At 49.4% G+C, this 13,469-nt stretch carries 12 protein-coding genes; 4 read left to right on the top strand and 8 right to left on the bottom strand.

Translation table 11 applies throughout. From position 1 onward, the window contains the following. Positions 1-87 precede the first annotated feature (87 nt). Together ACA049_RS03795 and ACA049_RS03800 are read left to right on the top strand one after the other, a co-directional pair. Positions 88-1,047, top strand: coding sequence for an enoyl-CoA hydratase/isomerase family protein (locus ACA049_RS03795; RefSeq protein ID WP_497333264.1), 960 nt, complete (start codon positions 88-90; stop codon positions 1,045-1,047). 37 nt (positions 1,048-1,084) lie between these two features. Beyond that, complete coding sequence (locus ACA049_RS03800) at positions 1,085-1,507, top strand: organic hydroperoxide resistance protein (protein ID WP_497315495.1); 423 nt, start codon at positions 1,085-1,087, stop codon at positions 1,505-1,507. 113 nt (positions 1,508-1,620) lie between these two features. Here the strand turns inward: ACA049_RS03800 and ACA049_RS03805 are convergent, their stop codons facing one another. Both ACA049_RS03805 and ACA049_RS03810 read right to left on the bottom strand, forming a co-directional pair. Continuing rightward, positions 1,621-1,998, bottom strand: coding sequence for a DUF6124 family protein (locus ACA049_RS03805; RefSeq protein WP_497333266.1), 378 nt, complete (start codon positions 1,996-1,998; stop codon positions 1,621-1,623). A 387-nt stretch (positions 1,999-2,385) separates the two neighbouring features. Then, positions 2,386-2,589 carry a hypothetical protein gene (locus ACA049_RS03810; protein ID WP_497333268.1) on the bottom strand — a complete coding sequence of 68 codons (204 nt, stop codon included), beginning with the start codon at positions 2,587-2,589 and terminating at the stop codon, positions 2,386-2,388. Between the two features lie 252 nt (positions 2,590-2,841). Between ACA049_RS03810 and ACA049_RS03815 the strand changes: the two genes are divergently transcribed. Then, positions 2,842-3,918, top strand: a complete 1,077-nt coding sequence (locus tag ACA049_RS03815; protein ID WP_497333270.1) for a ParA family protein — start codon at positions 2,842-2,844, stop codon at positions 3,916-3,918. 601 nt (positions 3,919-4,519) lie between these two features. Then, a complete protein-coding gene (locus ACA049_RS03820) occupies positions 4,520-5,548 on the top strand; it encodes a DUF4238 domain-containing protein (RefSeq protein WP_497333272.1) in 1,029 nt (342 codons plus the stop codon). Between the two features lie 447 nt (positions 5,549-5,995). Here the strand turns inward: ACA049_RS03820 and ACA049_RS03825 are convergent, their stop codons facing one another. From ACA049_RS03825 to ACA049_RS03850, 6 genes are all read right to left on the bottom strand, one after another. Beyond that, positions 5,996-6,697 carry an HNH endonuclease gene (locus tag ACA049_RS03825; RefSeq protein WP_497333274.1) on the bottom strand — a complete coding sequence of 234 codons (702 nt, stop codon included), beginning with the start codon at positions 6,695-6,697 and terminating at the stop codon, positions 5,996-5,998. Then, positions 6,694-7,902 (bottom strand): AAA family ATPase, encoded by a 1,209-nt coding sequence (locus tag ACA049_RS03830; RefSeq protein WP_497333276.1) that lies wholly within the window; start codon positions 7,900-7,902, stop codon positions 6,694-6,696. The genes ACA049_RS03825 and ACA049_RS03830 overlap by 4 nt, the downstream gene beginning before the upstream one ends. Positions 7,903-8,301: 399 nt before the next feature. Beyond that, on the bottom strand, positions 8,302-9,594 hold the full coding sequence (locus ACA049_RS03835) for a phage exclusion protein Lit family protein (RefSeq protein ID WP_497333278.1): 1,293 nt from the start codon (positions 9,592-9,594) through the stop codon (positions 8,302-8,304). Then, positions 9,594-9,917, bottom strand: coding sequence for a Pepco domain-containing protein (locus ACA049_RS03840; RefSeq protein WP_497333280.1), 324 nt, complete (start codon positions 9,915-9,917; stop codon positions 9,594-9,596). The genes ACA049_RS03835 and ACA049_RS03840 overlap by 1 nt, the downstream gene beginning before the upstream one ends. 385 nt (positions 9,918-10,302) lie before the next feature. Then, positions 10,303-10,917, bottom strand: a complete 615-nt coding sequence (locus ACA049_RS03845; RefSeq protein WP_497333282.1) for a hypothetical protein — start codon at positions 10,915-10,917, stop codon at positions 10,303-10,305. A gap of 219 nt (positions 10,918-11,136) precedes the next feature. Continuing rightward, a complete protein-coding gene (locus ACA049_RS03850; protein ID WP_497333284.1) occupies positions 11,137-12,609 on the bottom strand; it encodes a YecA family protein in 1,473 nt (490 codons plus the stop codon). Positions 12,610-13,469 lie beyond the last annotated feature (860 nt).

Consider the following 13,469-nt stretch of genomic DNA (forward strand, 5'->3'; position numbering starts at 1 on the left):
GTCGGTCCATTCCGGCATGCCCAACATCTGCTTCAGACTGTAGAAAGTTGTACGCGGGAACCCATGTTTTCTACGGGAGGTTTTCCCATGAGACTGCAGCTATTCAAGGCAGCGATCATTGTCGCCAGCATGGCGGCCACCGGCTCGTCTCTCGCCGGTGAAGCATCGCCCACATCCGCTTCACAACCCGACAAGACACAAGCCGCCAGCGCGGTAAAACAGGAGATCAAGCTCACCCGCATCACCCCCGAGTATTGGCGCGTCACCTTCCACAACCCGCCGTACAACATCTACGGCCCCGAGACCATGCCGCAGCTAAATGAGGTTGTCACGGCCATCGAGACCGATCCGAAAGTAGTGGTCGTGGTCTTCGACAGTGACGTTCCGGACTTCTTCCTCACCCACTACGACTTCGTTCCGCCGCTGACCGACACCACCAGCCTGCCCAACGGCCCGACCGGCCTGCCGCCGCTGCCCGACATGCTGGTTCGGTTGAGCAAGGCGCCGGTGGTCTCGATTGTGTCGATCCGCGGCCGCGCCACCGGCGTCGGCAGCGAACTGGCACTGGCCAGCGACATGCGCTTCGCCAGCCGCGAAAAAGCCATCCTCTCGCAATGGGAAATCGGTGCCGCCCTGGTGCCCGGCGGCGGCCCGATGGCGCGCCTGCCACGGCTGATGGGCCGTGGGCGCGCGCTGGAAGTGCTGCTCACCGGCAACGACATCAATGGCGAACTCGCCGAACGCTACGGCTACGTCAATCGCGCGCTGCCCGACGCCGAACTCGATAAATTCGTCGACACCATGGCCCGGCGCATCGCCCGGTTCGACAAACAATCGATCACCGACATCAAACGCCTGGTCGACGCCGCCAGCCTGCCACCCAACGAAGCCATCGCCGCCGAATGGGAGGGTTTCATAGGCTCAGTTAAACGCCCGGCGGCGCAGGCGCGAATCACCCAACTAATGGAGCTTGGCCTACAGAAAAAAGCCGACGTCGAAAAACGCCTGGCGCACTACACCGGCACCTTGGGCGAGGCCTCGAAATGACCTCGCAGTTGTTCCATTCCGATCAGGAGTCACTGACATGAGTGCTGCACTGGAAACCGTTCTCTACACCGCAAAAACCCACACCGTCGGCGGCCGAACCGGCACCGGCAAATCCAGCGATGGCGAGCTGGACGTCAAATTCAGCTCACCCGGCTCGGGCAAACCCGGCACCAATCCGGAGCAGCTGTTTGCGCTGGGCTATTCAGCGTGTTTCATCGGCGCGATACAGGTCGCGGCAGGCAAGATGAAGATCAAATTGCCGGAAGACACGTCGGTGGATGCCGAAGTGGACCTGGGTAAAACCGCCAGCGGGGACTTTCAGCTGGCGGTCAGGTTGAACGTCAACTTTCCTGGATTGGAGGAGGGCGTGAAACGGGAGCTGGCTGACGCGGCACATCAGCTCTGCCCGTATTCGCGGATGACGCGGGGGCATGTGTCGGTGGATTTGAAAGTAGTCTAAAAACATCATCCATCCTGTAGGAGCGAGGCTTGCCCGCGAAGGCGGCGTGTCATTCAGAGATGATGTCGACTGACACGCCGCCTTCGCGGGCAAGCCTCGCTCCTACAGGGGGATCAACTGCGTGGCGCAGATTTGGGCAATTCAACGTTATCCAGCATCCGATTCACCGCCAATTCCGCCAGCATCACAATCTGCTGAATCGCCATCGCTGTGTGTCGATGCGGACCTTCCAGATACCCCGCAAAATCACCCGCCATCACACTGGCCTGAGCCAATGATTCACAGGTATGGGCGAGCAGGTCTTCGTCTTTGATATCAGGGGCCACGAGAAACATCGTACTTGGCTTCCGGGAAACGGGGGATTTGAGGGCGGAGGGATTGAGGTAGTGATCGAGCGCACGGTCGGCGGCTTCGTGGAGTTTTTTTGAATCGAGGGAATCGTACGGGGAAACGTCGTCCGGGGCGGGCGGGTTTGGGGTTTCTTTGATCATGGCAATCGTCCTTTTAAGTCATTGGAGCTGCCACTCTTCCGATTCCACTCGAATAGGTGGCAACTGTGCGCGGGGTGGAAAAACCGAGATAAACGGACAAAACCCGGCAGACCCGAAGGTCTCCCACGCACAGCCGCCATAACTTGAACCTGCGGCCGAAAAAAAGCGCCACAGTATGCCATGGGGGCATGTTTGTTTATCTTCGGGTTTCCACACCCGATCGCTGATGTGCAGCGACCGACAAAGCCTATCTACTCACCTTCCTACCCGACAACCGCCGTGACCTGTCGGAAAGCTCCCTGAAAATCACAGCGTCTGTAGGATCAGAGCGAGATGTTTTGTTTAAAAAACGCCTCCAATCCTGGTGTTTTCCTACAAGACCAGAACCTAGTTCGAAGCCCCAACCCCAAACTTCAACCCACCCCAATTCCAACCCTTCGACTGCTTCGTATAGCAGCCAGCCTGATTCTTGGGCTCGGCATCACAGGCAATCCGCCCGTTCTTGTTGGTGTCAGTGGTTCGGTCGTTGTAGTGCGCACAACCGGACGTCAGGAAAAGGATTGACGCGACAATCAGTGCTTTGAGTTTCATGGTTGCTTCCTTGCGGGTAGATCGCCAGCATATGTCTGGTTGTGTAGAACCAAACCCCCGCCCAAGAGTCAACAAAACCCGCAATTGGCAGGTTTTGTTTCGCTTCGTATTTGGTGGTCAGGAGTCGTTTTGGCGTGAGTGGTAATTTGCTGATTTTTATTGATTTTTATTGATTTTTATTGATTTTAGTATTGGTTGCCTTAGTTGATGTGCAGGTTGGAATAGAGAATTTTGGTTGCTGACTGACACTGAATGCGCCATGTGCTGCGTTCACTCAGTGCATTTTCGGCGATCTTGGTGCTAGCCTACGTACAGGTCCAACAACGGATGGGGATTATGCAAACGCTTAGTTTTTTCAATCACAAGGGCGGTGTCGGTAAGACCACGCTTACAGTCAACGTCGCTGACGCTTTAGTAGATGGGGGGCTTCGCGTACTGATGATTGATGCGGACCCGCAATGCAACTTGACCTCATTTTATTTGGAAGAGAAGGTGCTAGATGAGCTTCTCGGTGAGTCAGATGATGTGAACGGCGGCACAATCTGGTCGGCGATCAAGCCAGTTGTGGATGGGAAAGGGCCCATCAAACTGGTAGATGCATACGAAATCAAGCAAGGGCTATTCCTTTGCCCGGGGGATGTGCTACTTGCCGATTACGAGGAAGAGCTACCAGCCGCATGGACTGGGTCGTTCGCCCGAAAAGAGCGTGATTATGATGTGATGTGCGCGCTTTCCAGGGCTGCCAGAGAGATGGGAGAGAGGTACGAAGTTGATGTTGTCATGTATGACATCGGGCCAAACGTCGGTCCGCTGAACAGAGCAGTAATTTTGGATTGTGACTACTTCATAACTCCCGTCGCTGCAGATTTGTTCTCTCTTCGCGCACTCACGACAGTCGGTAGGGCTTTGGGGCGCTGGATTGATGACTGGAAAACCGTTTGCGGCCTAGCGACACTGGATATGCGTGAGACCTTGCTGCGTGGTTCCCCTACGTATCTGGGGTATGTCACTTCAGCTTATAAGGTTTCCTCAGGCAGAAACTCCACACGTCCGCACGAATATTGGGAAGGAAAGATTGCACCTCGTGTCAAGCATCGGGTTATTGATGTTTTGGGCGCGATAGATGCCGCTTTAGTCCCATTTGCCCCACACAACAAACTTTCCTCAATCAAAAATTTCCATAGCTTGGCGCCCCAAGCGCAGGACTCTGGGCTGGCAATTGGGAAGCTGAGAGGGCACGTCAATTCTGGATATAACGATCAGATTGATGAGGCAAGGGCTGAGTTTGGAGGGTTGGCAGCGACAATTAGGAAGAGGATGGGGTTGTAATTTCTCCTATAGCCTAGCTCACAGTATTTAGCGGCGTACTCGGAGAAAGAGGGCCGCTAGCACTTCATTGGGCATGCCTCGCTACCCTGACCGTGGACGTATGCACAGCGCTGAGAGTTTCACAGGGACATAGGCGGCCCCACAAACCACCAACCCCCAGATGCAACAAAACCCGCAATTGGCGGGTTTTGTCTTGCTTCGTATTTGGTGGGCCGGGGTAATTTGAATCCCTTTAGTAAGATATTGATTTATAAAATTAATATCGATTTTTATTTTTATTTGGAATACCAATTGGAATACCGTGCGAAATTCCACTCCACTTGACCACCCGTTTGCATTCGATCTGACCATCGATTGCATCGGAGTTTACCAGCACGCTTCGTAATAATGATTGGCAGTAAACTGCCCATAGCTTCCGGTGGCGACAGGCAGAAAGCGGCCACAAGCGGATGTTCGGTTCAGAACTGCTATCAACTAAAAGCAGCCGTTCGGAGGGTATACGAAACGTGGGCGATTCAACTAGTGGGCTCGCATATCCGGAAGAACATTTGTTACCTTGCATTCAGGTACATAGCACCTACACACCTGTTGGGGGGGGACAATGACGCAGTTTCGTAAAGAAAACCACTACGTTCCGAAGCTCTACCTGAAGCAGTGGGCGAAGGACGGAAAAATTTCCACCTATCGTCTTCTTGTACCAAGTGCAAGCTACCCGCTGTGGATTGATCAACGTCTGAAAGGCATCGCCTATCAAAGCCACCTATACACGTCGGTAACAGGACAAGGTGCATCCGATGACATCGAAAAATGGCTGGGTAGCGAATTTGAAAGCCCGGCACAGGAGGCGATTTATCTCGCCATCAATGACCAGCGCATGTCTCCTGAGCATTGGAATCGCTTAACGCGCTTCGCAGTAGCGCAAGATCTACGTACACCCGCACGGCTGAAAGAGTTTCTCGCCCGGCAACGCGGAACGCTGGAGAAATTTCTCAATGAAACGTTAGAAAGTTCAATTGGTAAATTGGAGAGAGCAGTAGAATCAGGCTCATTACCCTCAAAAAATCAGCCGAACACCTCAGAAGCTTTCCCCGTGAAAATCAACGTTGAAAAGCTGCTAGACGGTGGAGGTCGGGTACAAGCGAGAGCGGTTGTTGGCAGAGAACTATGGCTCTGGAACATTAAGCATCTCCTCACAAATACCATCGGACGTCTTCCACGGCAGCGTTGGACTATTCTGCGCGCCCCAGAGGGTATTAGCTGGCCGACATCAGACAATCCGCTCATCCGCCTGAACTATCAGGACGCGTCCAACTACGATTTTGGTGGCGGCTGGGGAATGAAAAATGTAGACATTCTCTTGCCGCTCAGTCCTAAGCACATTCTCCATAGCTGCATAGGGCGGCGTTCATGGGGGCGCGGAACAGTGTTGGATGTTGACATGTCCAAGCTAATACGGAGGATTATAATTGAGCACGCAGACCGCTACATCTTCTCAAATGATCCTGATGATATCCACTTGGTTAGACCCAGAATAGTGTGCGCCGAAGCCCACAGGCAAGAGCAGGAAGCATGGCAACGCTGGCACGACGAGCAATGCCTCGCCGAGGTTGAACTCCAGAACAATCTATAGATCGAGCAGGGACTGTGAATAAAGTCCGACTCGGTCGACATTTATTGTCGATTACTAGCTTGAAAACGCAAGATTAGCCAAGGATTCTCTCGTATTCATGAACCATTACCTCTGATGTTATTGCCTGAAATTTTCCCCGAGAAAGGTTCCGCTTAGCTGGCAGTGGATCGGAGTAATCGCCTGTTTTTACCGGGGGCAGATCTAATTATCAGATGTAGGTCATGAGCTGCCCATCTCGACAGGGGGCGTCGGCCAAAAACAGCCAGACAAATAGAAAAGCCTGCACGTAGTGTGCGCACTTGCGAGCGTTTCCAAGGAGAGGCAACCTGTCACTCACCTAATGGTGTGAAACGAATGAGTACGGAAAAACAAAGCGCGTACATAGAAAACGCAAGTCAGTTCTTGCCACAGGCGCCAATGGCTACATCGTTAATGTGGTAGAAAATCCTAGCCAAGCTTAAATTTCATGTTTTGTAAAAACTCTGCTAGCTCTAATGTATCATCTGAAGATGCCAAATATGAGAGTCTTTCATCTATTCTGTCACAAAGCGACCCTATCGTATCGTTCAGACTGCTGAGCAACTCGACATGCTCAAGTTCTCTGAATTTAAGCTTTTCGTAAGTTTTATTGCCTGCTTTGCTAATGGGCTTATATTTTAGAACATGAATGCTGTCGGTAGATAACTGAAGGAAGCTAATATTTTCCCCGTACCTGAATCCTTTGGAGTTCGGGTCTATAATATCAAATATATAGTTTGCCTTATTGTCTACAGCGTTGTTTTTAACCAGATTGCAATCTAGGCAAGCGTACGTAAGGTTGCTTAATGCAAAAGTCATTTTTGGGTGCTTTGATTTGCACCGTATGTGCTCAATATTCCATGACATTCCGTGCTGACCCATGGCCCTTTTGCAATAAGCGCATCTTTTGTTGATTTTTTGTTTAAGGATTTTTTTGACTTTTTCGCGCGCTTCATTAAGGCTTTTTATCTCGTCCTCGGTAAAGTTTACGGTGTATTTTTTGAGCTCGTGTATAGGTTTTGGATTCGAGAAGCAACCCCAGGCTTCAGTTGGCTTTATTGAGTTACTGTTGATTAAGTCTTGTAGCTTCTTTAGGGTTTTACGTCCTGTCTCGTCAGTTATGTTTTTCAAATTGACATTCCCTTAGCATATCTTTCAATTAAACCAATGGCTTCCTTTATGGTTAGAATTTTATCGTCGGATATTCCTGCTTTATATATTAAGTTGTTGAGCTCCCTTATGCCATTCTGAATTGACTCGTCAGACTCGGTGGCCTCAAGTATTACCTCCGTGATTTTTTGATCAATGGCGGTGGTGTTATAGGTTGCTGTATCAAAAAGGTCAAGAGTAAGCTCTTCGCAGCTTCCAAATGACTCTGAGTTTTTAGATTTGTATTCGATGTACTCAAGTTGATTGCTGCTTATTGCCGTTGCCATAGTTGGGGATTGGAGTACGATTATCGCGTCTGTCTCTGAGTCTTTTGCTGCCTCAGATACGATGACAGGTGAGTGAGTCGCTATCAGTACGTGGTAGTTTTCATGTTCTGACATAATTTCAGTTATGAAACTATGAAAGTCCATTTGCCATCTTAAGTGCAGACTGATTTCGGGCTCATCAATCAGCACTAATGTATTGTTTTCGGCATTTGCAATGATTTTTAGTGCGGTGGCAATTCTGTTTTGCTCCCCGGAGCTTAGTTCCGAATAGCTGAGCCTTTTATTGTTTCTTTCAGTAAAAAGCTGAACTTCTGGGTTTAAGCCAAGGTACGCATTTAAGTATTTTGCTTGCTTTAGTGTGATTTTGTTTATTTCAACACCATTTTCAATGATTTGTCCAATCCAGGCTCTGCCTTCTTCGTCTATTATGTTCTCGATCACGGTGTTTTTAAGTTTTCTGTTGTCCACAGTTGCAGAAAGGTTGTTTCTTTTATAGCGACGCTTGACCTCGTCAGGGAAATTAATAGAGAACTCAAGTTCAAACAATTTCCAAAGTTGCTCAAGGTAAACAGTTTTTCCAGGCTTTAGGCCTCTAATTAAGTATTTCGCAATTTCGCGATCGATCGAGCTTTTAAATATGGCGTTACCTACATTGCGTGCGCCTAGGTATTTTCTTCTATGTCCGTCGCCAAATACAAAACGGTCTGTTATGGAGTTGCTGATACATAGGATCGAGCGAACGTTACTCGTTTTAAGGTTTTCATATAGTTCGCATATTTTGGCAAGTAATCGACTTTTCCCTGTTCCGTTATTGCCTATTATGTACGTTATGAATGGGGCAGCGTTTTGTTCGACTGATTCGTTGATATTTTTTGTGAGTTTGTCGATCACACTTTCCATTGTGAGGTGGGCTCCGCCGGGCATAATTTAATTTTTCCGAGAGTAATGGATTGAGTACGGTCATGCGAGAGTCATCTTGCGCGGTCAAGCTTTTGGGGTAAGGGATGCTCAAACGTTGGCGTCAGCTAGATGCTTACCCTTGAGAGCAAACCATGCAGTGAAGTGTGCTCATGTCCTTTGGGGTGTGCACCAAGAATTTCCCTTCTTATGTTTGTACGTTGGGTTCATGTTTTCATATGAAGGCGGGACGGACTATCTACATCGGGTCGATAGCGACCTGACGCAACAGTCTGCTATCGATTGCGGACTCAAACCATATGCCGAAAATGGCAGTATTTAGGTGCCTAAAGGGCTATGGGTGATTCATGCAAGCGTCTGAGCGCTGGCACGGGGATGAACTCACTCCTCTGACCAGCCAAGCGCCGCCATAAAACGTGCCCTCACGGCGCCTTCATGCATATCCCGGACAAATGACAGAAGCAGCTTGAACTGCTGGAAATGGACCCATTGCTCCGAACCATACCCTGTACCTTCTTGGTCCTCGGCATACACGTCGGCAAAAAAGTCTGCAGCCACTTGCGCTACACGCTTGATGACACTCTCCGGATAGCCTCTGGCAAAGATCTCCCCGGCACAAGGGCGAAAGTTCGCGTAATCGGGTACCATTCCTCCCGAACACTCATCCAGCGCACGATTCAGGTCATCAAGTAACTCTGCAGCCTTGCGCTCATAATACTGCGCATGTTCTTGCGGTGAATCGAGGATTGCCAGGATATTGTCGAAGATGCCTTCGATACCACAGGCAATTGTCGATAAACCAAGCCAAGACTCGTTATCGGCACAACGGCGGCGAATAGCGTTGCGGATATAAGCCAAACGTTCGGCCGCCGGGGGATGGCTGTCGCTAAAGTCCATCCCGATTTTTTCAAGGCATTGGTAGATCTGCAACACGAACTCGATGCCGGCGTATCTGAATTGCAGATCGATGGCGTTGGCTGAAGAGTGGTCATCTTCTCTCGCCCCCAACACAAACATCGATCCAAAAAAATCGGCGACAAACTCGTCGAGGTGAGCTGCGAGATCCACCCCCTGCATATCATCCGACAGCTCTTCCAGCATGCCAGGCGTGTCCGAGGCGATATGCCCGATCTCGTGACAGAGCAAAAACGCCTCAGCCTCCATAGCCAGATTGTTTGCTACCCGCATCTGGGCATCGTTGATCGCATAGTCGGGACCATGGGCAACGTTCGTTTCCTGGAACCACCAGAACACTTCTGCTACCAGCCTGGCAGTTTCGTGCAACTCCACTCCAACACTTTGGTCGGCGATCGAGAAGCGAGTCGCGATGATCCGTGCCAACCGGTACACGAACTCTCTTATGCCCGTACTGAAAAGGATGGCATAGCCGTTTTCCAGCCTGGTGATGCTGGCATCAGGGAAAGGATTGTCGATTGTGCCTATCGCAACAGTGTCGGATTCCAACAGAGAAATAAGCGCAGGATGAAACCGGGGTTTCAAGTAGCTGACCAGAAACTCTGCCCAATCCTTCTCATTAAGCTCTTCTAGCAGATCGGAAAATTTCAGTCCGGCAGCCTGCCAAGTCGTGGCAACGGTAGAAGCGATATCCTTCTCTGTGTAGACGCGGCGGCTCGCGCTTGCCTTCCTGGATGCGACGTATTCCTTTGGCGTCATTACTTGGCTCGCTTGAACTTCACCTTGATACCGGCTTGCATACCAACCTCGAGCTTGCCGATCAGCGCAATGCTACCTTTACCATTGACCCCGAGCGATACCTCGATCTCATCGACGCAATAACAACCCGACTTTGCTACCGGCTGTTCGTCCAGCATCGCCTGGAACCGGGATAGCACCGCCTTGAGGTTTTCACTCAGGGTTTCCAGATCCACTTCGGTAGTACTAGTTCTGGGTCGCCCCAGTGAAGGCAACGCGTTGCGGGTTACTGTTTCGGTGGTTTCGATATCCCAGACTTCGATGGTGCGCAATCCACTAGACATAACACACTCCTGATATTGATCACGGTGGCTCACGCTTCAATGAACGCGCAAGGCAGGATGCTCATGATAGCACTTTGCCGCTTTGCCGCTTTGCCGCTGCGGACGGATTTTGGCTCTTCAGACGCACTTTCCCGGCAGATATGATCACGCGATTATGTCTGCTCTCAGCCGATTCTGTTGAAAAAATCAGTTTGCCCAAGCTGCCTGATCATTGACTGGTGAAAACGCCTTTTTTGCACGCTGCTACGTGAAATCCGGGTCCGGAAGCCTCTGCCAAAAGTAAAAATTTCAATCTTGGACGCGTGTTTTTTTGCTGCGCAAACCAGGGCCGACTGTTTTCAACAGAATCGGCCAACAGCAGGCGCTTGCTAAGGGGTGAGGTTACCTACTTCACAACCACGTATTGGTCTACGCCAACGGAATACTTGTATGGCACGCCACCTGTGATAAGAAACTCCTCCGCAGGGGGAACTATACCGTTGAGGGCAAGAAAGTGGATGAGGTAAATACCTGGATTTTCGAGGTTCTGTACGAACGTGATCTCGTAGCTCTCACCTGCACCAACATTCACGAAACTCAGCGGTGCGCGGTTGAGGGTTCCCGCATAACGACCCGAAAGGAGATTGATCGGTTTCTGGTAGATCGGTTTTCCCTCAACGAAGGCAACGGGCACCAGCGTCAAGGCATCATCGTCCAGAGTAACTTTGCTTTCCTTGTTGCCAAGGTTGGAAAGAGTCACCTTAACCTGAAGAAGGTTCTGCCCATCCATAAGTGGCTGAACCGTAGATTCGACCTTTGCCTGGATATGCGATTTCTGTGTGGTCTTCTGATCCAGTTCCTTGAGTGTGTACTCTGTGACTTCCTTTTCCTTTTTCACATATACGGTGGAGTAATAACCCCACACCGCGACGACGATCGCAGCGATGATCGTCGTGGCCTGGGCGAGGATTTGAGCTCCGAGATGGACTTTTTCGATTTTGCTGAGCGTACTCTCTGGCATTCTTGGCTCCCTGTTGAAATAGGCGGGGCATTATTATTTGAAGGGGCAAGCCAAGCCAAGGCTCTCGACCTGGAATGGCTCCTCTACCAAGTGCTCATATTATGAGCTGCCATTACCGGAAGCTTTCGGCCAATAGCGGGTCATCAACGAAGCCGGTGTGAGGCATTCAGGAATGCAGGTTTCAGTTTTAAATACGCATACAGAGTTAAGTGTGAGTAATTACGTGCCACAACACTTTTTGAATTTTTTTCCGGAACCACACGGGCAGGGAACATTTCGTCCGACCTTTTGTTTCTCTGAAATAATTGACTTTTGTTCAGGTGCTATAAACTCAGTTACATTCATTTTGCGCTTTATAAGTGCCGATGTCTGGAAGAAATTCCAGTTTAAATTTTCTTGTTCGTAGTGGTTTTTTATTTCTTGCGTCCAAATCTCGCAAGGCATGAGAATAAAATCTTCTGAGCAGTCCTCATGGTATTTAGGTGCGTTGATCGCAATTCCTACTATTGTTTTTAACTCAGGGAAAGCATTTTTAGCAGCGCCACAAGCAATCTCTAGAATTCTTTGCTTTTTGCTTCTGTAGTCTTTTTGCCCTAATACTGTCTGACTAACTTTCAGTTGAAGAAATACATACGCAGTGCCGTCATGAAAAGACGGCATTACGGTGACCTTTCTAGCTAAACTCCCCAAAGATTCAGGAAAGTCTTCTACCGATTTGAACATTGTGTCCGCTAGGGTTCGACGGATAAAACGAGGCTCCTTGACCATTTCGAATATTGCACTTTTACCGCGCAGTAAGTCAGCATTGCCTCTGAGCGTTCCATCTAGCGAGTTCTGGCACGTGCGCTGGATCATTTCATCCCAGGCATATGATACTTTTGACGCATTCTTGGTCTCTAGATAGACATCGCTTTCTGAGAAATCCTTCCAGTCACCCTCGTGAATCATTAAACCCGTGAAATTTTTTTCGGCCACGCCTATAAAGTGTTTGTTTTGATCATTAATATTTAGTAAGTAGTGTGCTAGCAGGTCTTCCTCGCCGCAATAAGACAATAGGCTCAAGGAGTTAATGGCTTCGACCTTTGCATCAAGATATAAAGAAAAATCAGTAACAGTGTCAAGCTCGTTTAACAATATTGGAAGATTGTGACTGTCGAACACGTGTACTGGCTTGTCCCTGTCCAAATTAATCATAAATGGCAGGCTAGGGGCCGATGAGGCAGCTGACGTAGATGAGTACGAGATTCCCAGGCTGCCGTAAATATTGTCCTCTGACTGTTGTAAGCATGCTTCTTTAGCACCGTGAGCGACAATTATTTTATGTACGATCATTGAGCTTCGATCAATGTTTAGTGGGAATGGAATGGTACATTTTCCATCTACATAAATCTGCCTCCCGCTTTTGATATATCGCTCTGCCCCATGCGCTGTGTTGATCTGTTTGTCTATAACGTTTTTCTTCCACCGATCCCAAAGAACTTTAGGGTCTTTCTCTGAAGTTAAGGGGATTTGATTGTCGCGATCGAAGAAGATAAAAACATAATTTCCGAACACGGCTAACAAATCACATAGCTCATGTTTGTCATCTTTATAAGGGTTTGGATAGGTCCAAAGTTTTAGGAAGGAGCGCTCACAGTACTCAGAAAGGATACGCTCGCTTTCCGTCACGCCCATTGATTTTTTTGACGTCATGACAATTCCATTAGCGAGAAAGTAAATCTGCTATAGCCAAAAAACGATGCGTTGCCGCTTCGCGATAGGTCTCAAAGCGATCCGGAATTTTTTAGCCCCCGTACAGGACACACTACGGAGTCATTTGCACGGTGTCCACAGTAAGCTCAATACGAATTAGCTATGCTTCGTGCTTAAGTTTCGCACGGCAAACGCGCACAAACTCTTCGTACTTTTTCACGAACTCAGCTGATTTCAGGTTAAGAACCTTTGCATCCTCAATGACCGAGGGCGGTCTTGGCCCTCCTGTGTTTCTTTGACTATCTGAGTAAACAGATGAGAGCGTATTGCCTTTAAGCGGTACGGTTCTGCCCGATATTTCGGAAGCGAGGTCAAGGGCTACTTTGTAGAAGTCCTTATTTTTTCGCTCAAGCTCTTGGTCGAGGAACTCGTTTTCTACACTTTCCCAAGTGTCTGCAAACCGATAAAGCGGCTTGACGTCGGCGCTCTGAAAGGAGCCGCCGAAGTCATGTTCTCTGAAGAACCTAGATGTTTGGTTGGGAGGTAGCGCAGCGAGCAACGAGTTGAACAATTCTTTGTCGTGAGCCTGCCCGTTTCCTGGCTTGGCAAACTTAGCGCGTATAGAGTCCCTTGCAAGTATAAAACCCAAAGCAGCTAAGAATGCCAACGCCGGTTCATAGTCAGGGCTTCCCGAATAGTAACCTGCAAGAAACCAAGCTTCTGCCCCGACCAGAGCAATGATGGCGAACAACGTTTCGATGAATCCTTTCATTTCTGTACAGCCTCTGATGTGCAAGTTCGGCGGGTATAGCTTCAGCGCAGTAGCGGAAACTACCGATTTGCCAACAGTCTGTCCATCG

This window comes from Pseudomonas sp. LBUM1662, assembly GCF_059695915.1.

Coding starts and splice junctions, on each gene's coding strand:
- ACA049_RS03845 (WP_497333282.1), bottom strand. CDS start 10,917: ATGCCAGAGAGTACGCTCAGCAAAATCGAAAAAGTCCATCTCGGAGCT.
- ACA049_RS03830 (WP_497333276.1), bottom strand. CDS start 7,902: ATGGAAAGTGTGATCGACAAACTCACAAAAAATATCAACGAATCAGTC.
- ACA049_RS03800 (WP_497315495.1), top strand. CDS start 1,085: ATGAGTGCTGCACTGGAAACCGTTCTCTACACCGCAAAAACCCACACC.
- ACA049_RS03835 (WP_497333278.1), bottom strand. CDS start 9,594: ATGACGCCAAAGGAATACGTCGCATCCAGGAAGGCAAGCGCGAGCCGC.
- ACA049_RS03820 (WP_497333272.1), top strand. CDS start 4,520: ATGACGCAGTTTCGTAAAGAAAACCACTACGTTCCGAAGCTCTACCTG.
- ACA049_RS03810 (WP_497333268.1), bottom strand. CDS start 2,589: ATGAAACTCAAAGCACTGATTGTCGCGTCAATCCTTTTCCTGACGTCC.
- ACA049_RS03840 (WP_497333280.1), bottom strand. CDS start 9,917: ATGTCTAGTGGATTGCGCACCATCGAAGTCTGGGATATCGAAACCACC.
- ACA049_RS03815 (WP_497333270.1), top strand. CDS start 2,842: ATGCGCCATGTGCTGCGTTCACTCAGTGCATTTTCGGCGATCTTGGTG.
- ACA049_RS03805 (WP_497333266.1), bottom strand. CDS start 1,998: ATGATCAAAGAAACCCCAAACCCGCCCGCCCCGGACGACGTTTCCCCG.
- ACA049_RS03850 (WP_497333284.1), bottom strand. CDS start 12,609: ATGACGTCAAAAAAATCAATGGGCGTGACGGAAAGCGAGCGTATCCTT.
- ACA049_RS03795 (WP_497333264.1), top strand. CDS start 88: ATGAGACTGCAGCTATTCAAGGCAGCGATCATTGTCGCCAGCATGGCG.